Genomic DNA, 18,528 nt, shown 5'->3' with positions numbered 1-18,528 from the left:
AACATGAAGGGCACGAAGAGAATTATAAAAGTTCTGGAAGTATTAGTTTTGTAATGTGTTTCCAGTTATAAGCTGACTGCTTTATGATTTTGTCTAAAAGCTTTAAAGAGCGGGCTTTGGTCTCTTCGTGAACTTCGTGTTCTTCGTGGTAAGTTACCTTTCTTATCTGGGGATATATTCTCCGCTAAAAACTTCTACGGCAGGTCCGGTCATAAAGACCTCGTTTTTGCCGTCCCATTCCATTTCCAGATCACCGCCGGTCAAGTGATTGAGAAGCTTACCCTTGGTGCGGCCGGTTAGAACGCCGGCCACTGTGACGGCTGAAGAGCCGGTGCCGCAGGCCAGGGTTTCACCGGCGCCGCGTTCCCATGTGCGTTGGCGAACTTCTTTTGGTGAGATGACTTCGACAAATTCGACATTGATACGTTGAGGGAAGAGTTCGTGGTTTTCAATCGCGTAGCCGTAACGTTTAACGGGAAAGTTCTCGACATCATCGACATAGATGACGCAGTGCGGATTGCCCATGGAGACACAGGTGATTTCGAACGTGCGATCAAGGATTTCCAGTTCCATGTTGATGACCTGTTCGTTAGCCACTCCAACCATCGGCAGATCAGCGCGTGTCAGGCGTGGTGGGCCCATGTTGACCCGGACTTTGTCGATGTGTTCGTGTTTATTCGGATACATGGTCAGCGGCAGGACGCCGGCACCGGTTTCCACCTTGATCTCGGTACGATCTACCAGGCCGTGGTCAAAGGCGTACTTTGCGACGCAACGGATGCCATTGCCGCACATTTCTGCTTCGCTGCCATCGGCATTGAACATGCGCATTTTTACGTCGGCTTTTTTCGAGGGCTCAATCAGAATCAGACCATCGCCGCCCACGCCGAAATTTCGATCGCTGATTTCGCGCGCCAGGTTTTCGGGGTCTTCGATGGTTTGCCTGAAGCAGTCAACGTAGACGTAGTCGTTGCCGGCACCGTGCATTTTGACGAATTTCATAGTCGTCCTCATCTTGTGAGTGAAGTATCGAAACCATTATAGGGGGAAAGGTTTCCATCCACAACTATCCATTGCTGTTCGTTGCTTCTCTGCTAAGATTACCTGAAACATGACTTTTGAGGAGGAAACCATGCCGCATTTACAATTTGAACTCAACTTTACCCCTGAGAGAGAAGAAAAAGCCTCTTTCGCCGATGCCGTACGCGATCATTTTGCCTCGATCATGAGTACCGGTACCGATCATATTGGTATCACCTTTCGCTGTTATGCACCTGATGATCTGGTCTTCGGACGTGCCGGTGATGAGGGTCAGATCGCTTTTCTCAATGCGGATATACGCATGGGCCGGACGGCCGACCAGAAGCGTCGCCTGGCCCTGGCAATTATGGATGAAATAGGCGTGCGCTGGGGGGTGCCGAAAGAGCATATCTATATTGTTTATACCGAACATGATGGGCCTGATTTTCAGCTGAGTGATCGAGTGTTGCCTTCGTGGCAGACGGGGGAGGATCCGCTGAATGATTAGGACTTATTCCTGTCTGCCGGTTGCGCCCGGCAGAAGAAGGCCGCCCGAAGCCTGGATAACTATGGGGGCACAAAGATACACGTGAAGAGCTGTTGGAGACTCTCTGACATACAGCCCTTGCCACAAAATCGACACAACGTCATAATGGATACAAGCTGTCCGATCAAATGGACTGCTCATTAACTCAAACAGCTCAATTAAGGAGATCCATCAATGGCGTTCAACCTGAAAACCCGCATCTGGCAAACCGGAGCACTCGACTGGTGGGCCATGCTTGATAATGAAGATGTTTATCTTGGCACGCGCGAATTTCCACTCCCTCCGGAAGAGGGCGATGAGTGGCACGTCAAAAAAACCGGTGACCTTTTTAAAATTATTGATGGTGAAATCTGCAGGCTTGGCAACAAGCCGTACCTGGGGGAAGAATGGCTGAAGGACAGTCTGAAATAATCCAGATACCGGTCGCCGGTGCCGATAACTTTTCTTACCTGGTCGTCTGTCCGCAAAGTGGCAAGGCGCTCGGTGTTGACCCTGGAATCTCGCCGCAGAGCCTGCTCAGTGTTGTTCGGGAGCGTGGTTTGGTGTTGGAAGTATTGGCTAATACTCACGGTCATGGTGACCACATCGCCGGTAATGGCGAGGTCCTTAAGGTCACGGGTGCGAAGCTGGCGGCTAACCCGATTGATGTGCCGGCAGCGGAGATTGCCTTAGGCGAAGGCAGCCAGATCCAGATAGGTACTCTCATGATTGATGTCCTCCATACTCCCGGACATACGCCCGGCGGGTTGGTTTTTAATCCGGCCGGGGCACTGATTACTGGAGATACTCTTTTTGTGACACGCTGCGGACGAGCCGATTTCCCTGGAAGCGATCCGGAGGCCATGTACCGCAGTTTGTTGCGTTTGGCCGCCTACCCTCCTGAAACGAAGGTTTTTCCCGGGCATGACTACGGGCCAAAGCCGCAATCGACGATTGGCTTTGAGCGCGAGCACAACGAGTATATGAAATGCCCGGACCTGGAGAGTTTTATTAAACTCAGGATGGGCTGAAAGCAGGGACGCGGAACCTGGTACGGGGATCGCGGAAAGCTTAGAAGCAAAGCGAGGGCAGACATTCAGTCTGCCCTCGCTTTATTTGTTGAGTCGAAGTTTTTGACTTTCGTGCATCTCGTTCCACATTCCTCGTCCCGTTATTCTGAAAGCGTTGGCCCACGCTCAAGAACACGCTCGATGACGACCGCCGAGAGATGCAGGTCGTAAAGCGCTTTGACCCGTTCGTTGCGGGCTCGAGTCAGAAACTCCTGGGCATCCAGCAGGTCGACAGTGGTTGCGATATTTGCCTTATAGCGGTTGTCGTTGACACGGTAGTTCTCTTCGGCCTGAAGCTCTGCTGTTTCAGCTGTGGCCAGGTTTCTTTCGGAGACGCGGAAGGCTTCGAGGGCCGTCTGCAGTTGAAGGGTCAACTCATCTTCAGTTGCTTTGACCTCTTTTTGCCGGGCGCGGATCTCGTGTTCACGTCCGACCAGTTCGTGGCGGGTGTCAAAGCCGCTGAAAAGTGTCCAGGATGCTTGCAGGATAGCCTTTGATTCGCTGTCGTAATCAGCGTCGCTGGTTTGTGGCAGGCCATGATCGCCGAACCTGTCGTAGCTTAAGACCAGGTCGACTTCTGGAAGAAGGTCCCCTCGTGCTGCTTTCTTGCCGGCCTTCTGAGCATCCAGTAGGCTATACAGGAATTTCAACTCGCTGCGCCTGGCGAACATCTCATGGCTCAGTTCTTCTTCAGGCTCCGGTTCTGCCGGCTCCATGGTGAGGTCTGAAAGGGTCTCCTTGTCGTCGAGGGGGCGGCCCAGAGTCCTCGCCAGGGTTTTGCGGGCAATTTCGAAGCGGCCCTTGGCTATCTCCAGGGTTTGTTGTGCCGTGGCCATCTCCACATCGACGCGTAACAGATCATTGCGTGCAAGCAAGCCCTGATCCAGTCGTAACTGGGTTTCTTTGCGCTGTTTTGCGAGCAACTCAACGCTCTTGCTTTCTGTGTCTACCGTACGCTCGGTGCGAAGAACCCCGATATAGGCCTTTTTGACCTCCAGAATGACGTCCGCAACGATGCTCTGGTATTTGTAGTTTGCTGCCGAGGCCAGGTGTTTGGCCTCCTGTAAACTGAACCAGTCGCTGCCGCCATTAAACAGATTGTAGCTGGCGCTGGTTTCGGCCTGGCTAAGCTCCTGGCTGTCTAAGGACGGATCACGATCTCCCCTCCAGTAGCTGTAGTTTGCGTCAATCCTAGGCCAGAAGGGCGCTTCGGCCTGGTCGGAGCGAGAGGCTGCTGCATTCTCGAGTTCGAAAAATTGTTGTATTTGCGGATTATGCTGCAGGGCATCGTTGACAGCCTGGTCAATGGTGAGTGCTTGTACCGAATTCGGGTTTAAGCTCAGCACTGCCAGCCCGATGATAAGCAGGATTCTCATGATGCGCTCTCCTTGCCAGGCTTGCGTTTCTCCATGCGGATCACAAAGATCAAGATGGCCGGGATCACAAAAACAGTGAAGATGGTTGAAACGGCCAGGCCGCCAAGCAGGACGCTGCCGAGGCCCTGGTACATTTCTGCGCCGGCTCCGGGAACCAGAACCAATGGCAGCATGCCACAGATACTGGTGGTAGCGCTCATGTAGATCGGGCGGAGGCGGCTGCGAGTCGATTCGAGCACCGCCTCGCGATAGTCCATGTCGTTGTGATGAAAGTTGTTCAGTGCCTGGTGAACGATCAGGATGGCGTTGTTGACGACGACGCCGACCAGGATGACGAAACCGAGCATGGTGAGGATATCCATCGACTGCCCCGGCAGCCCGGAGATGGACAGGTAGACATTCAACAGACTCAGGCCGATAAAACCACCGGCACTGGCGAGCGGTACGGTGAGCATGATGATCAGAGGGTAGATGAAGTTACCGAACATCGAAGCCATAAGCAGGTAGGCGATCATGGCAGCGAGGATAAAGTTCCATTGCAGCACCTTGGCGGTTTCCAGAAGTTTATCGGCGGCGCCGCCGAGACGGACGTCGAGCCCATCAATCAATCCGGCACTGCTCAGGGGCGGCAGGATGTCATTTTGGATCAACTCCATAGCTTCCTGCAAAGGCATCTCAGCCGGCGGCGTGACCTGCAGCGTAACGGTGCGCTTGCGCTCAAGGTGGCGGATCTGGTCCATGCCGGTGACCTGTTCCATTTGCGCCAGGCTGGAGACCTGGACGATCTTGCCCTGGGGTGTGGCAAGCGGTGCCCTGTAGAGTTGTTCCGGAGTGACAATGTCGCTTTCGGCAGTTTTGACCACCAGGTCGATCTTCTTTTCCCCTTCGGCTTTAAAGTCCCCAATCTCGGCGCCGTCCATCAAGACGTCAAGAGCCTGACCGAAGTCTCTTGCGGACAGGCCGTTGGCTTTGAGACGGTCGCGATCCGGAACAAAACGAACCTCCGGGTATGTCAACTCGATCGAGGGAACCGGTCGCACCTGGGCGCCCGGGATGTTTTGGCGAAGTTTGCCGAAAATAGCTCCGGCGGCCGCGACTATCTGGTCTAGGTCGTCGCCGCTGACATCCACTTCAACACTGCGACCCCGACCGATATTGCTCTGGAAAACGCCGGGTTGCAGGCTGACGCCATACATGCCGGGGATCGAATAGATCATACGGTTGAAAAGCGGCAGCAGTTCACGCGCCCGATCCCATTCTTCAGCGATGGCACCAACGATCATGAAGCCTTCACGGCCGACATAGAACATGTTCTTGATGGCCGGTAATCCATCCTTCTGTTGTTCGATGTGCGGGCCGGCAAGTTCGAAAAAGGTCCTGCCGATTTCTGTACGTTCCTCGATGGACAGACCGGGAGGCGGTACCAGAATACTTAAGACAAAATTGCGATTACCCTGGGGCAGGTATTCTTTCTTCGGCATCAGCAATACGACCGAGCCAACGGCCAGGCTGATCAAGAGGACTACGGTTGTCACACGGGTGACCCAGTCGCGGGTCGCCAGGTGGACCAGGGCCATCATGCCGTCGGACAGGCGATGGCCAACATTCTCAAGGCTTTTGGTCGCTTTGGGTGGCTTTTTCGCGGCCGAGGACAGCAGTTTGTTGGCAAACATCGGGATGACTGAAACCGAGACCAGAAGACTTAAGGAGACAGCGGCAACAACAGCGATGGCGATGTCACGGAAAAGTTGCCCCGCTTCTTCCTGAATGAAGACGACCGGAAGAAACACCGCCAGGGTTGTTAAGGTTGAGGCGAACACCGCCCCCCAAACCTCTTTGGTGCCATCTAGCGATGCGGAAAAAGCATCTTTGCCCATCTTGCGATGGCGGTCGATGTTCTCAATAACCACAATCGCATTATCTACCAGCATGCCGACAGCGAATGCGATGCCGGCCATACTGACCACGTTTAGGTTTCGCCCCATCATGTCGAGCAGGATAAATGTGCCGATAATACTGATCGGAATCGACAGACCGACCACCAGGGTGGCCCTCACTGAACGCAGAAAGGTCAGCAGCACCGCTGCGGCCAGCAGGCCACCGAACATGATGTTCTGCTTGATCAGGGAGATGGCGCTGCGGATATAAAAGCGCTGATCGTAGACCCACTCCAGGTGCAGGTCCTTGCCATGCAACTTCTCCTCATTGAGCCAGTTGACCGTTTCTTCAAGCTGGTCTGTCATCTCCAGGATGTTGACGCCGGCTTCGGGGCGCGCACCGAGAGCTATGCCGTTGTCGCCATTTTGCAGAACGATGGCTTCCTGCTTGGCAAAGCCCTTGCGAACCTTGGCGACATCTCCCACGGTGATGCGTTGCTGCCCGGTTGATTTCAGGACGACCTTGCTGATGTCTTCGGCTGTTTTGAATTCGGCCGTGGTGCGTATGCGAAAGTTGCGGCGGCCGACACTCATAGTGCCCGCAGAAACGTTGATGTTCTCGGTTTGCAAGGCCGCAATCAGGCTCGAGGTGGTCAGCTGGTAGGCAGCAAGGCGTTCCGCACTGACTTCCACGTGCATTTCTGCCTCGGTGCCGCCACCGACAAAAAGGTCGGAGACGCCGCGGACTCGTTCCAGGTGCTGGCGAATGTCATTTTCGAAGTAAGTCAGATAGGTTTCGATCGGGCGCGGATTGTCTCCGCGGGTTTTGAAGATGACCCAGACCACTGGTGAGGCGGAGGCTCCTGATGCAGTCACGACCGGTTTGTCGACCGCAGAGGGGTAGGAGGGGACTTCATTGAGCTTGTTGGAGACCCGCAGCAAGACGTCATCGGCGTTGGTGCCGACCTTGAATTTCAGCGTGATCGAGCCCTGGTTGTTGCGGGAGGTACTCTCCATCTCTACCAGGTTAGGTAAGCCCTTGAGGGTGTTCTCCTGCTCCTCGATGATCTCACGTTCGATTTCGTAGGGTGTCGCGCCTCGCCAGGTCGTGGTGACAGTGATCTCCGGTTCAACCACTGAGGGGCTGAGCTGGTAGGGGATGCGTTGCAGGCTGATCAAGCCGAACATGACCAACATGATGATGATGGACAGAATCGTAACCGGCCGCTGGATGGAGACTTTGATCAGGTCCATATAGAGCTACTCCGTGCGTACGGACTGGCCGTCGCGAATACGTTCGTTGCCTTTGACGATGACGCTCTGGTTCTCTTGTATCTCGTCGCTGATGATGCCAACCAGGGCTCCTGAGTGACCGGCGATTTCAACCGCCACCATTTGAGCTTCACCGTTGTTGAAGATGAAAACGACATCTTCGCCGCGATTTTTGATGACCGCATCCCTTGGCACCAGCAGACTTTCACTGGCGACCGCAACGGGGAGGTCGATCCGCGCTTGCATGCCTTCAACAAGAGTAGCGTTACCCTTGAGCTTGAATTTTGCAGTAAAGGTCCGCGTGGAGATGTCGCCGCGCGGGATGATACTTGTGAAGTGGCCGGGCAACGTCTTCTCAGCGATGTTGATCATGACATCCTGATCGGAAATCAGGTTGGGGATGATGTCGGCCGGGACGTCAACGCGCACTTCAAGGTTGTGATTGTCGGCAAGGGTGGCGACGACCCCCCCGGCTTCGACCCATTCGCCGGCCTCTACCAGCTTTTCGATGATGATGCCGTCGAAGGGGGCGCGCACGGTTTTCTTCTTTTGCTCTAGAAGGCCCCGGTCCAAGCGCGTTTTAAGGACTGCTGATTGTTTCTGCAGCCGATTGGCCTTGGTCCCATAGGCTTCATACTCAGAGGTGGCGATGGACTCCTGTTGATGCAGAACGGAAATTCTTTCGTAATCTCTTTGTGCTTGTGCCAATTCAATCTGGTTCTGCTCGTAAACAGCCTTGGTCCCCGCAATCTCTGTCGCCAGCAGGTCGTCATCGAGGTGAACCAGGCGAGCACCGATTTTAACCGATTGGCCATCATCGACATAAACTTGGCGGACGATGCCGTCGACTTCAGAAGCCACCTCGGCCGTGCGTGCGAAATAGAGAGTGCCGACAAAAGGTGCAGTCGGTTTCGACGTGCCACTGACGATTGCTGTTGTGGTTACCAGCATGGGTGGTGGGCCAGCAGGCTTCTTCTGCTCCTCGGCAGCCGTGAGACTGCCCGTTAACGTCAGGCTCAAGCCTGTCAGAATAATGCAGATGGTTTTACGCATGGTCTTGACTCCCGATTCCGCGCAGGGAAAATTGTGTGATGTGTTGAACGGTGTCTTCGATAAAGGTCTGGTTCTGCTCCGGAGTTCTGATGCCTTTTAAAACTTCGCGTGCCCGGATAAAGTGCAGGACCTGCCCGGTGATACTGCTGATGCAGTAGGAAATGTGATCATCACTGAGTTCGGAGCAGGTTTTTTTGATAATCTTCTGGAAGGCTCGGTTGATCGGAATCACCAGTCGTTCTGCAACCAGGTCGCCTGCAATTGCGTCGGGAGCCATCTCCCGGTAGATAATCTGCAAAAGGCGGTCGCTGTCCGGTGATGAGAAGTGTGCGTCGAAATAACTATTGATGTAGCTGTGCAGGATTTGTTCAATGGTTGCTGCTGGTTGTTGCTCGTAAAGGTCTTTTAAAAGAGCTAGCTTTTCGAGCGTGATACCCTCCAGGCGCTGCGCCAGAACCTCGCGGTAGAGATTGGTCTTGCCGCTAAAATGATAGTTAACCGCAGCGACATTGGCGCCCGAAGCCTCGGTGATCTGACGAATACTGACGCCTTCGAAGCCGTGAGCGAGAAAGAGTTCTTCCGCGTGCCTGAGCAGCAGGGCCCTGGTGTCTTTGTTTTGTCTATTGCAATCTCTCATTTAATCGATGTTTTAAACGTTGTTTAAATATCTGTCAAGCAGAGAATTAAAAGGTCTCTTTGCGCTGGCGCCTGGAACAGAAACGCCTCGACTATGCAAAGGCATAGTCGAGGCGTTTCTGTGTCTATTAAAGCGACCTGCTGCTTTGATTAAAATGCGAACTCAGGGCCTTTGCCTGGCTTGTCGTCATCATCGTCATCAAAATCAAGGGTGTCTGCCGGAAGGGTCTCACTGTCGGCACCGAAAGGTTGATCGATATTGATGTCCTGATCATCTTCACCGAGGGGAATGTCTTCTGTTGCTCCACCTGCCTGGTCTTCTTCTTCGAGAAAGTCGAAGCCGAAGTCGACTGCATCATCAGAGGCTTCCTCTAGCTCTTCATCGGCCTCGTCAATGATTGGCTCAGGGGCTGTCACTGCCGCTTGCCCGGGAGAAAAGAAGCCGCGTAAGTTGAATTTGGCCTTGTGCTCGACCAGGTCGTTATTACACTTTTTGCAACTGTCCAGATGGTCAAAGCTATGGTATCCGCATTTTGGACACTTCATGGGTTCTCCTTGTGCTGATTTAAGTTGCTTCCGGCAGGAGCTTTCTGCCAGTCGCCATAAAGATACTGCAAAATAGGGGTTGCTGCCAAGCCTGCAGTTTCGGCCCGCAAAATTCTTGGTCCCAGATGGACCGGTTGGTAGCCTGCAGCCGTTATCTTGTTGATCTCTGCGCTGGAAAAACCACCTTCCGGACCTATCAGCAGGCTGACACCTGCAGGTGGCGTTAAGGGGAGCGCTTCTGCCAGTGGCATCGCCCCGGCTTCCCAGAGCACCAGCTTGAGATCACTGCTCGATGCTTCCAGAACTTCTGATAAATTCTGTAAGGGTTTTACTTCCGGTAAAAAAGTTCTGCGGCTCTGGCGCGCCGCTTCACTGGCGATGCGTTGCCAGCGCTGTTCTCGTTTCTTCAACCGGGCAGCGGTCAGGTTCGGGACGGCATGCTCTGTCTCTACGGCCTGGAAGGTGTGTACACCAAGTTCTGTCCCTTTTTGCAGGACCAGGTCAAATTTGTCACCCTTTGGCAGCGCCTGCAGAAGAGTGATTCTCAGGCTCTCCTGAGTTTCACGCCATTGACGAATGAGTCTGGTGGTTGCATGTTCGGCTTGCAACTGTTCGATCTGGACTTCGCAGCAGTGACCGCAGCCGTCTAGCAGCAAGACGATCGCGCCCGCTCTAAGACGCAAGACCTTGCGCAAGTGATGATAGGCTTCCCCGCTGATAACGATCTGGGCGCTTTGCAGGCTTTCTGCGGGGACGAAAAATCGGACAGGGTCACTCATAATCGTTGATAGACGATACAGGTCCACTCGTCACGATGGCTTATTGAGAGCTGTTTTAAGTTAAAGGGGCTAAAGCCGTCGATCACCTGCTGCTCCTGTTCAATCAGAATTCCGGAGAGCACCAGACGGCCCTGTGGGGCCAGTCGCTGAACAAGCTGGTTTGCCAGTCGTATATTTTCTCCGGCCAGAATGTTTGCCAGGACCAGCTCGTATTGACCGGAAATCTGATCCAGTCTTTGCTCGGTAATGGTTACAAAAGAGTCGAGTTGATTCTGTTGCACATTCTCTGCGGCAACCCGGCAGGCATCGCTGTCTATGTCGCAGGCAAGCACGTCTTTGGCACCGAGTGCGGCACCCGCCATGGCCAGGATTCCTGAACCTGTACCAACGTCGAGTATTTTTAGTGGCGGCTGTCTACTTGCAAAGTGCTCGGCGAGGGCTTCCAGGCAGAGTCCGGTAGTGGCATGTGTGCCGGTGCCAAAAGCTTGCCCGGGGTCGAGTGTGAGGACGACCTCGTTGCCCGTTTTGGGCCAGTCAACCCAGGAGGGATGAATGACGAGGCGATCACCGACTTTAAAGGGTGGAAAGTGCTGCTGCCAGTCGCTTGCCCAGTCGTGGTCTGCAAGTTCCCGGTGCTCCATTTGGAGTTCTGCGAGATCGGGATAGATGCCGGCCAATGAGCTTAGCTCCCGCTGTATGGTTTCGCAGAGGAGTTCGACGTTTTCAGGGTAGTTGAAGTAAGCCTTGAGGACCGGGTCGTTGGCGAGCGTCTCTGGTGAGGGCACGACAAACGTGTCGAGTAATTTTTCCGCAGCCGTGATTCCGGTACAGCCAAGATCCAGCAAGATTTGAGAGACCATATCGACCGACTGGTCCGGTACGGTGAGGGATATTTCCAGCCATTTGTTTGTCATGAGATGTTGTTTAACGGAGTTTATGGGGTATTGCAATAGAATTTCTTGACCTGCGAGTGAGAGCTCTGAAATAATAGCACTTAACTAATGAGAGAAAGGTATTTAGTGGTAATAAATGCGCTGTGTGGTTTCTGTTTGACTCTTGGAAGTTGCTGATTTGCCATTGTAATGGTGGTGAAGGTGTAATATTTGATATTTGTTTTTTCATTAGATTCTGTTAGACTTCGGTAGTGTTCTCATGAGGATTCTTGATGTTAACTGGTCAGGCAATTTATCTGCTTTCTGATGCAACCGGTGAAACCGCTGAAAAAATGGTTTTGGCGGCGTTAACCCAGTTTCGTGATAAGCCGGTACGCTTGATTCGCGTCAACAATGTTCGTACCAAGAATCAAGTGTACGAGTCTCTTGACGAGGCTCTTGCCAACAGTGCTCTTGTTGTTTACACGATTGTTAACAGGGAACTCGCCCAGTTAACTCATGATGAGTGTGACAGTTTAGGTTTAATCAGTATTGATCTGCTGACACCGCTTCTGATGAAAGTTGCTCACTTTGTTGGACGGTCTCCGAAAGAGACGCCGGGCCTCTTGCATGGTATCGATGAAGCCTATTTTAGACGCATTGAAGCGATCGAGTTTACAGTCAAGCAGGATGATGGTCAGGAACCTCGTAACCTCTACCTGGCTGATATCGTCCTGGTCGGGATTTCCCGAACCAGCAAGACGCCGCTTTCCATCTATCTGGCTCATCGCGGCTGGAAGGTTGCCAACGTACCCCTGGTGAAAGGGATCGATCCTCCCCCGGAACTCTACGAGATCGACCCGAAGCGAATCGCAGCCCTGATCATAGATCCCCAGCGTCTGGTTGAGGTGCGTGCCGCACGTTTGCGTAACCTGGGTCAGGATCCCAGGGCGGCTTACGCTGATTATGAAGAGATCGAAGAAGAATTGAAGTTTGCCAAAAAGTTTTTCCGTGGCCACCCCTGGGCGGTTATCGACGTCTCGAGTAAGGCGATTGAAGAGACGGCAAATGAGGTCCTGGTTCGTTTGGGGCTAAAGTAAGTTGTAAGGAAAAGTAAAGAGATCCATTAGATTTGCAGGGCACTCGTTAAAGGACGCCCGTTGCCACGCAGGAATTAAAGAATAGAACTTAATAGAGGAGAAATGATTATGCGCATTCTCGTAGTAGAAGACGAAAAGAAAGTTGCCAGCTTTATCCAGCGCGGTCTGGAAGGTGAGGGCTTCTCGGTTGAAGTGGCTTACGATGGCGAATCCGGTGTTGAAATGGGTAGTCAGAGCTCTTTCGACCTGATTCTCATGGATGTTATGCTGCCGAAGATGGATGGGCTACAGGCAATCAAGGCCTTGCGCGAAAAAGGTGTTGAAAGCCCGGTGCTCTGCCTGACTGCCAAAGATACGGTTGAAGACATCGTCGCCGGTCTCGATTCAGGCAGTGACGATTATCTGACCAAACCGTTTGCCTTTGCTGAGCTTCTGGCTCGCGTGCGTGCCCTGGTCCGTCGTGGTACCCAGGAGCGTGGCGCGGAAATCACTTATGCGGATCTGCGCCTTGACCCGGTGGCTCACAAGGTCTGGCGTAGTGATTCTGAGATTGATCTGACCGCCAAAGAATATGCTCTTCTGGAGTTCTTCATGCGCAACCCGGAGACGACTCTGACGCGAACCATGATCGCCGAGCATGTCTGGGATTACACGTTTGATTCCTTCACCAATATCATCGATGTGTATGTCAATTACCTGCGCAAGAAGGTTGATCGCGACTACACCAATAAGTTGATTCACACCGTTCGCGGTATCGGCTACGTCCTCAAGGAGGATTAGACTTGGGCTCTTCGCTCATATGGTCGATCCGGGTTCGTCTTACATTCTGGTACGCAATGACACTGGCTGTCATCCTGGCAGTCAGTGCTCTTTTTTCGTACCACTACTTTTCCCATAACCTGCGTGAGCAGGTTGACCGCCAGGTTCGGGAAATCGCGCGCACCCTTGATCAGCATCATTCTGAAATTATCGCAGCCAGTGACGGCGAACAGAGTTGTGACGGGATGGAAAGCCTGACCCACAGCAATAACTGGATTGCCTACCTGTTGCTGCGCGATGCGAGCCTGCAGGAGATCTGTTCTTCGGATAACCTGGTTGATCGCGCGCTTCCTTTTGGTCCCGTTGCCCGTCAGCAGGTGCGCTGGCTTAATGAGCACATGGAAACTGTTGAGCTGGCCAATGGAGAGCTTGTACGCCTGCTTTCCGCTCCCCTGGTGGAAGATTCCCGTTTGTTGGGTGTCGTCCAGGTTGCTCAAGAGCTTGGACCCTTACAGGAAACGATAGAAGAGCTACGCCTGATCTACCTGGTCGTCGGTCCTTTCGCGATCTTCTGGCTCTGCCTTGGCTGCTGGCTGTTGGCTGAGAGGCTCATTGCGCCGATTATAGAAGTCACTGAGGCTGCACAGGGGATTACTGCGGACAACCTTTCGCGCCGTCTCCCCTTGGGGAATTATCAGGATGAGCTTTCGCAGATGGTTGGCTGCCTCAATCAGATGCTGGATCGCCTCGAAAAGTCGTTCCGGCGTGTCCGCCAGTTCTCTGGTGATGCGTCTCATGAGCTGCGAACGCCGCTGACGATTCTCCGTGGCGAAACAGAAGTTACACTGCGCTGGGCCAAGACCCCGGAAGAGTTCCGCGACATGTTGACGTCCAACATGGAAGAGATTGATCGCATGGAGCGGATTATCGAAAGCCTGCTGACCCTGGCGAAAAGCGAGGTTGGTGAACTGTCACTTGAGATGAAAGAACTCAGCCTGAGTGACCTGGTGCAGGACCTGTACCTGCAGAGTCGCCTTCTGTGCGAGACAAAGCAGATTGAAGTCGAACTGCTGCTCGAGGTTGAAGAAGAGATCCGTATTCGCGGTGATGAGCTGCGCCTGCGTCAAATGTTCCTCAACCTGATTTCCAACGCCATCAAGTATACCCCCGAGGGCGGTCGCCTCGAGATTGGCCTGAAAATGCTTGAGGACTCTGCCGTTATCTCTATTAATGACTCAGGTATTGGTATCCCGGAAGAGCATCTTGCGCATATCTTCGACCGTTTTTACCGGGTCGATAAAGCCCGTAATCGCATGGATGGCGGCACCGGACTCGGCCTTTCAATCGTCAAATGGATTGTTGAGGCCCACGGTGGCAGTATCCAGGTCTCCTCCGAAGTTCACAAGGGCAGTTCTTTTTCTGTGCGCTTGCCGCTAGAGGGCCCGGAAGAGGGGAAGCACCCCAAGTCGACGATCCTGGTATAGCTTTTTACAGGCAATTTTTCTCTTAATTCGGCCAATCACGACTGTGCTTGGCCGAAATGCGTTTTTATCGAGCGCGGCAATTGACAGTTTGATAGAGCGTTATTACATTTAACGGTAGTTGTGTCTGCTCCTCTTACATGTGGGCACTACATTCATCGTTTCAATGGAGGAAGTTATGAGTAAGTTGCGTCCTGTCGAAGTTTTGTTTTTAGCTTTGGTTTTGATCTTCTGCTGGATTGTTCCTGCCAGCGCCCAGCCGACGGATTTTGTCTCCCTGGCCGAGCGGCTAAAGCCGGCTGTGGTTAATATCAGTACCGCAAAAACCGTGGTATCACGGTCACCATCCTTTCCTGGGCCGAGGACTCCCGGTGGTGGCAATGAACTTTTCGAAGAATTCTTTGGCCGCTTTTTTAACGAGATGCCAAAGTCGCAGCGTAAGGCAAGCTCGTTAGGCTCCGGCTTTATTATCTCTGAAGACGGCTATATCCTCACCAATGACCACGTGGTCGATGGTGCAGACAAGATTACGGTCAAGCTCTCTGACGGACGTGAGTTCGGCGGCGAAGTGCGCGGCCTCGATCCCAAGCTTGACCTGGCGCTGATCAAGATCGAAGCCGGTGAAGATCTGCCGGTTGCCAGCCTTGGCGAGAGTGACGGTATCAGGGTCGGCGAGTGGGTGATGGCTATTGGCAATCCCTTTGGCCTGGAACAGACTGTTACGGTGGGGATCATCTCGGCTAAGGGGCGTACCATCGGTGCAGGCCCTTACGATGATTTTATCCAGACCGACGCGTCGATCAATCCGGGCAACTCCGGTGGCCCGTTGTTCAATATGAAGGGCGAGGTCATTGGTATCAATACCGCGATCATCGCCGGAGGGCAGGGCATCGGCTTTGCCATACCGGTGAACATGGCGAAGCAGATTATCCCACAGCTGCGTGATGATGGCCATGTGACTCGAGGCTGGTTGGGAGTGACTGTGCAGGCTATGAGTAAAGAGCTGGCAGATTCTTTTGGCCTGGAGGATACCCACGGTGCCCTGGTCAATGAGGTTGTCAAAGATTCTCCTGCCGCCGACGCAGGGTTGAAGCGTGGCGATGTGATCCTGACCTTTGATGGCCAGATGATCAAGGAGTTAAATGACTTGCCACAGCTGGTGGCAGCCACGGCTGTGGATAAAACGGTAAAAGTTGAAATCTTCCGAGATGACAAGAAACGAGAAGTGAAAGTCAAGATTGGCAAACTCGATGAAGGCAACGGCGGGTTTGTCGCTGAAGAAAAGCAGGAGGAAGGTGCGCTCGGCATCACTGCTGCTGATGTGACTCCGGAGTTGGCGGCACGCTACAGCCTCGAGGGTAAAGAGGGCGTTCTCGTGACCCGGATTGATCCCGACGGCCCTGCCGCTGAGGCCAACCTGCGTGTGGGTGACCTGATCCTGGAGGCCGATGGACAAGAAGTTGACTCGGTCAAGTCTTTCAAGACCGTTATTGACGGTCTCCGGGAAGGGAAAGTCTTGCGCCTGTTGATTCAGCGTAAATCGACTCTGCTCTATACGACGGTAAAGCTCAAATAAGCCTTTTCGGCTGTTTGATAGACAACGCCCTCGCTGCATCTGTTAGCGAGGGCGTTTTTTCCCGGGGCGATAATCCAAGCAAAGGGAGTACGTCTTTTCTCAGCAAAACAGCTAAGGCTGAAATCAAAAGAGCAACGCAAAGACGCTAAGAAAAGCCAGGAAAGACGCAAAGGTGTTGTCCTGAAGCTCTGTAAAACACCTTGCCTTTTGTTGGGTTGTGGCCAGCAATAAAAAGGCCCGGCTGGAGAACCAGCCGGGCATCACAAGAGGCAAAACTGTTTTTGCTTTGCGGTTTAGAAACGGTAACCAACACCAACGTAGCTGTAGTAAGCCTTACCATCCTCATCACCATAGACATACTCTTCATCAGATTCGAAGACGTCGTAAGTGAAAGATGCCGTCGTATACAGAGCATCCGTGAATTGGTAGGTTCCGCCAACCGTTGTCGAATACTGCTCATAAGAAAGATCAGAGTAGCTGTCGATCAGGTTGTTGTAGCCATCGGTGTTGTCGTAGCTGGGCTTTGCTGATCCTCCAAACACTAGTTGCGGGCGATCGCCAAACTCCCATTTCCAGCTGTCTTCGGCGTTGTTGTAGATAAAGCCAGCATTGAGGCTCAGTTTTTCGGTGGCCTGATAGTCAGCATTCAGGGCTAAAGTGTGAACGTCAGAATCATATTCGGCTGTGTCGCAGTACGACCCAAACTGGGTCGATGAGATGGAGTTCGCTCAGCCATGGTACCAGCCGACGCACATCTGATTCTCCGTTTCCATCTTGTTGAACGTGTACGCCATGGTCAGGTTCAACTTGTCGTTTGGTGCGTAGTAGATTGAAGCACCAGGGATGTAGGTTTTCTGCTCATAATTGACAGAGTCGTTCTCCTCCTTACGAACCCGGGCAAAAAATGTTGCTGCCACGTTGGCCGCCGGGGCCCAGGTCGTAGAAAGTTTGACTTCATTAACCTCATCCGGTGACATGGAGGTGTCGAGCATCCGATTCGGGTAGGCCGTATTCCAGTAGTACACAGCGGGGCCGTTGCCGGGGTCGCCGAGGTAGTTGGCTGTGTTGTCGTAGGCCATTCCCGGAAAATTCGGGTCCTGGTATGCAGCTGTTTGTAGGATTCCGGTTTTAGGGCCTGCGAGAGGTTCGTCGATATCCTGGTACTTGTAGCTGATGCGTCCGGACAGTTGCTTGTTCAGACGGGTGTTCACAGCGACCTTAAAGGTGTTGGTCTCCGTGTCGCCTAACTCGTCTTCGTCCCGGTCGATCTCTTCGTACTCGTAACCAAGACGCAAGGTTGTGGCGATGGCCAGACGGTAGACACCGTCGATGCCCAACTCCGTCACCTCGCGGGATTCCGCAGATTCGTACTCGACATTGCCTGTGGCGGTGTCGCGTACGGCAGGATCAATGTTCGCTCCAACCAAGTCGGGGAAGTTGGCCGTATATGTCGGCCCATCAATCTCGTAGGTGCCGCCACGCAGGGAGAGCCGCAGCCCACCGATACGCGTTGAACCTTTCAGGAAGAAGGACTCAAATTCACTCTTCAAAGTACTCTTGCTGAGTGTATAGGAGGGGTCCGTATCCTTGTTCGACTCAATGTCGGCCTTGACATACGATGCAGTTACAGAGGAACCACGAGCTATGTCGAGACGTGCCTTTACGGAGTGACTGTCCTTCTCGGAGTCAGGGGTCTGGCCGTAAGTTAGCTCTTCTCCATAATAGAGGAGAGTGGCGGTGTCCAGTACTCCACCGTGAGTAGCCCCGGAGCCTACGTAGTTGTAAGAAGGTGATTTGCCATCTGCGTTAAAGTCACGTGTGAGATACTCATAGTCGATCGTGACTAATCCGAATTTACCAGTGGCGCCAAAGGTCAGGTCTTCCGTTTTCTCGTCGATGTCTTTACCGTTGGCCTGGATGTGACACTGATTGCACTTACTTGAGGTTCTGGCCTGCTCCAGGCCTTCACGCTCTTCTATGCGGTAGCCAGCATGGAAGGTTACGTTCGGCAGTGTGGGCAGTGTCAGTTCAGCATCGTTTTCCATCTCGCGATGGGTGATAATGTAATTGTTGTCGAGTTCCTGGTAGTAGCGCTCATTAGCTTCAGGGATGGTGTCAACGCCAATCTGTCCGACAGTAGCGTCGGACGTTACACGAGGTTGTTCTCCGGCGATATCTCCCCTCATGGTCGCACCGATGTGACCGAGATTGTCATGGTCTTTCCAGTGCTCGAACACCTGGTATTCGACATCGAGCTTGAAAATACGACTGTAATCAAGTCCGAGGTCATACTTCTGGTCGCGAGGACCCATTGAGGAGCCCTCGAACCCGAGTTCGAGTTTCTTGCTTGAATACTCCAGGTCAAGGCTTGGAGCCAGGTTGACTCCATCTTTTGAACGATATTTTGCGTACTCATTGACGCGTGCAGGATTGTCCTTGGTATCCACTCCTGAAACGCCGACTTCCATTTTGCCGCTGAGATGTGCGGATTCTTCTTCCGCAATTGCCAGCGTGGAGGTCGCCGCCAAGACCAGGATGGACAATAGCGCAAGCAGCTTTACTAAGTGCTTCATTTTATTGCCTCC

At 53.1% G+C, this 18,528-nt stretch carries 16 protein-coding genes; 7 read left to right on the top strand and 9 right to left on the bottom strand.

The genetic code is table 11. From position 1 onward, the window contains the following. Window positions 1-162 precede the first annotated feature (162 nt). Window positions 163-1,002: a diaminopimelate epimerase gene (gene dapF / locus P9J64_13200; protein ID MDG5469279.1), complete on the bottom strand. Its 840-nt coding sequence runs from the start codon at window positions 1,000-1,002 to the stop codon at window positions 163-165. A 130-nt stretch (window positions 1,003-1,132) separates the two neighbouring features. Here dapF and P9J64_13195 point away from each other — a divergent pair, with 130 nt between their 5' ends. From P9J64_13195 to P9J64_13185, 3 genes are all read left to right on the top strand, one after another. Beyond that, window positions 1,133-1,528 (top strand): tautomerase, encoded by a 396-nt coding sequence (locus P9J64_13195; GenBank protein ID MDG5469278.1) that lies wholly within the window; start codon window positions 1,133-1,135, stop codon window positions 1,526-1,528. A gap of 213 nt (window positions 1,529-1,741) precedes the next feature. Further along, a complete protein-coding gene (locus tag P9J64_13190) occupies window positions 1,742-1,978 on the top strand; it encodes a hypothetical protein (GenBank protein MDG5469277.1) in 237 nt (78 codons plus the stop codon). Then, the gene (locus P9J64_13185) at window positions 1,954-2,577 is read left to right on the top strand and encodes a hydroxyacylglutathione hydrolase family protein (protein ID MDG5469276.1); all 624 of its coding nucleotides are present in this window, start codon (window positions 1,954-1,956) and stop codon (window positions 2,575-2,577) included. The genes P9J64_13190 and P9J64_13185 overlap by 25 nt, the downstream gene beginning before the upstream one ends. Window positions 2,578-2,717: 140 nt before the next feature. Here the strand turns inward: P9J64_13185 and P9J64_13180 are convergent, their stop codons facing one another. The 7 genes from P9J64_13180 to prmA all read right to left on the bottom strand — a co-directional run bounded on the left by P9J64_13180 (window position 2,718) and on the right by prmA (window position 11,069). Continuing rightward, window positions 2,718-3,992: a TolC family protein gene (locus P9J64_13180; GenBank protein ID MDG5469275.1), complete on the bottom strand. Its 1,275-nt coding sequence runs from the start codon at window positions 3,990-3,992 to the stop codon at window positions 2,718-2,720. After that, the gene (locus P9J64_13175) at window positions 3,989-7,123 is read right to left on the bottom strand and encodes an efflux RND transporter permease subunit (protein ID MDG5469274.1); all 3,135 of its coding nucleotides are present in this window, start codon (window positions 7,121-7,123) and stop codon (window positions 3,989-3,991) included. The genes P9J64_13180 and P9J64_13175 overlap by 4 nt, the downstream gene beginning before the upstream one ends. 6 nt (window positions 7,124-7,129) lie before the next feature. Next, a complete protein-coding gene (locus P9J64_13170) occupies window positions 7,130-8,194 on the bottom strand; it encodes an efflux RND transporter periplasmic adaptor subunit (protein MDG5469273.1) in 1,065 nt (354 codons plus the stop codon). Beyond that, window positions 8,187-8,831: a TetR/AcrR family transcriptional regulator gene (locus P9J64_13165; GenBank protein MDG5469272.1), complete on the bottom strand. Its 645-nt coding sequence runs from the start codon at window positions 8,829-8,831 to the stop codon at window positions 8,187-8,189. Before P9J64_13165 ends, P9J64_13170 begins: the two co-directional genes overlap by 8 nt. 149 nt (window positions 8,832-8,980) lie before the next feature. Beyond that, window positions 8,981-9,376 carry a hypothetical protein gene (locus tag P9J64_13160; GenBank protein MDG5469271.1) on the bottom strand — a complete coding sequence of 132 codons (396 nt, stop codon included), beginning with the start codon at window positions 9,374-9,376 and terminating at the stop codon, window positions 8,981-8,983. Next, entirely contained in the window at window positions 9,373-10,155 is a 783-nt protein-coding gene (locus P9J64_13155; protein ID MDG5469270.1) for a 16S rRNA (uracil(1498)-N(3))-methyltransferase, read from the bottom strand. The genes P9J64_13160 and P9J64_13155 overlap by 4 nt, the downstream gene beginning before the upstream one ends. Continuing rightward, window positions 10,152-11,069 carry a 50S ribosomal protein L11 methyltransferase gene (gene prmA / locus P9J64_13150; protein MDG5469269.1) on the bottom strand — a complete coding sequence of 306 codons (918 nt, stop codon included), beginning with the start codon at window positions 11,067-11,069 and terminating at the stop codon, window positions 10,152-10,154. Before prmA ends, P9J64_13155 begins: the two co-directional genes overlap by 4 nt. 248 nt (window positions 11,070-11,317) lie before the next feature. Here prmA and P9J64_13145 point away from each other — a divergent pair, with 248 nt between their 5' ends. The 4 genes from P9J64_13145 to P9J64_13130 all read left to right on the top strand — a co-directional run bounded on the left by P9J64_13145 (window position 11,318) and on the right by P9J64_13130 (window position 15,943). Then, entirely contained in the window at window positions 11,318-12,127 is an 810-nt protein-coding gene (locus P9J64_13145; protein MDG5469268.1) for a kinase/pyrophosphorylase, read from the top strand. 108 nt (window positions 12,128-12,235) lie between these two features. Further along, window positions 12,236-12,907: a response regulator transcription factor gene (locus tag P9J64_13140; GenBank protein MDG5469267.1), complete on the top strand. Its 672-nt coding sequence runs from the start codon at window positions 12,236-12,238 to the stop codon at window positions 12,905-12,907. A 2-nt stretch (window positions 12,908-12,909) separates the two neighbouring features. Then, window positions 12,910-14,370 carry a heavy metal sensor histidine kinase gene (locus P9J64_13135; GenBank protein ID MDG5469266.1) on the top strand — a complete coding sequence of 487 codons (1,461 nt, stop codon included), beginning with the start codon at window positions 12,910-12,912 and terminating at the stop codon, window positions 14,368-14,370. A 175-nt stretch (window positions 14,371-14,545) separates the two neighbouring features. Continuing rightward, window positions 14,546-15,943: a DegQ family serine endoprotease gene (locus P9J64_13130; GenBank protein MDG5469265.1), complete on the top strand. Its 1,398-nt coding sequence runs from the start codon at window positions 14,546-14,548 to the stop codon at window positions 15,941-15,943. A 293-nt stretch (window positions 15,944-16,236) separates the two neighbouring features. On the opposite strand, the gene P9J64_13125 is transcribed toward P9J64_13130, so the two are convergent. Next, a complete protein-coding gene (locus P9J64_13125) occupies window positions 16,237-18,516 on the bottom strand; it encodes a GSU2204 family CXXCH-containing (seleno)protein (GenBank protein ID MDG5469264.1) in 2,280 nt (759 codons plus the stop codon). Window positions 18,517-18,528: the final 12 nt, after the last annotated feature.

Source organism: Deltaproteobacteria bacterium IMCC39524 (assembly GCA_029667085.1).
Lineage (GTDB): Bacteria > Desulfobacterota > Desulfuromonadia > Desulfuromonadales > BM103 > M0040.
Note: the sequence above shows the minus strand (reverse complement) of the source record. Positions and strands in the feature narration are given on the sequence as shown.

Coding starts and splice junctions, on each gene's coding strand:
- dapF (MDG5469279.1), bottom strand. CDS start 1,002: ATGAAATTCGTCAAAATGCACGGTGCCGGCAACGACTACGTCTACGTT.
- P9J64_13195 (MDG5469278.1), top strand. CDS start 1,133: ATGCCGCATTTACAATTTGAACTCAACTTTACCCCTGAGAGAGAAGAA.
- P9J64_13190 (MDG5469277.1), top strand. CDS start 1,742: ATGGCGTTCAACCTGAAAACCCGCATCTGGCAAACCGGAGCACTCGAC.
- P9J64_13185 (MDG5469276.1), top strand. CDS start 1,954: ATGGCTGAAGGACAGTCTGAAATAATCCAGATACCGGTCGCCGGTGCC.
- P9J64_13180 (MDG5469275.1), bottom strand. CDS start 3,992: ATGAGAATCCTGCTTATCATCGGGCTGGCAGTGCTGAGCTTAAACCCG.
- P9J64_13175 (MDG5469274.1), bottom strand. CDS start 7,123: ATGGACCTGATCAAAGTCTCCATCCAGCGGCCGGTTACGATTCTGTCC.
- P9J64_13170 (MDG5469273.1), bottom strand. CDS start 8,194: ATGCGTAAAACCATCTGCATTATTCTGACAGGCTTGAGCCTGACGTTA.
- P9J64_13165 (MDG5469272.1), bottom strand. CDS start 8,831: ATGAGAGATTGCAATAGACAAAACAAAGACACCAGGGCCCTGCTGCTC.
- P9J64_13160 (MDG5469271.1), bottom strand. CDS start 9,376: ATGAAGTGTCCAAAATGCGGATACCATAGCTTTGACCATCTGGACAGT.
- P9J64_13155 (MDG5469270.1), bottom strand. CDS start 10,155: ATGAGTGACCCTGTCCGATTTTTCGTCCCCGCAGAAAGCCTGCAAAGC.
- prmA (MDG5469269.1), bottom strand. CDS start 11,069: ATGACAAACAAATGGCTGGAAATATCCCTCACCGTACCGGACCAGTCG.
- P9J64_13140 (MDG5469267.1), top strand. CDS start 12,236: ATGCGCATTCTCGTAGTAGAAGACGAAAAGAAAGTTGCCAGCTTTATC.
- P9J64_13130 (MDG5469265.1), top strand. CDS start 14,546: ATGAGTAAGTTGCGTCCTGTCGAAGTTTTGTTTTTAGCTTTGGTTTTG.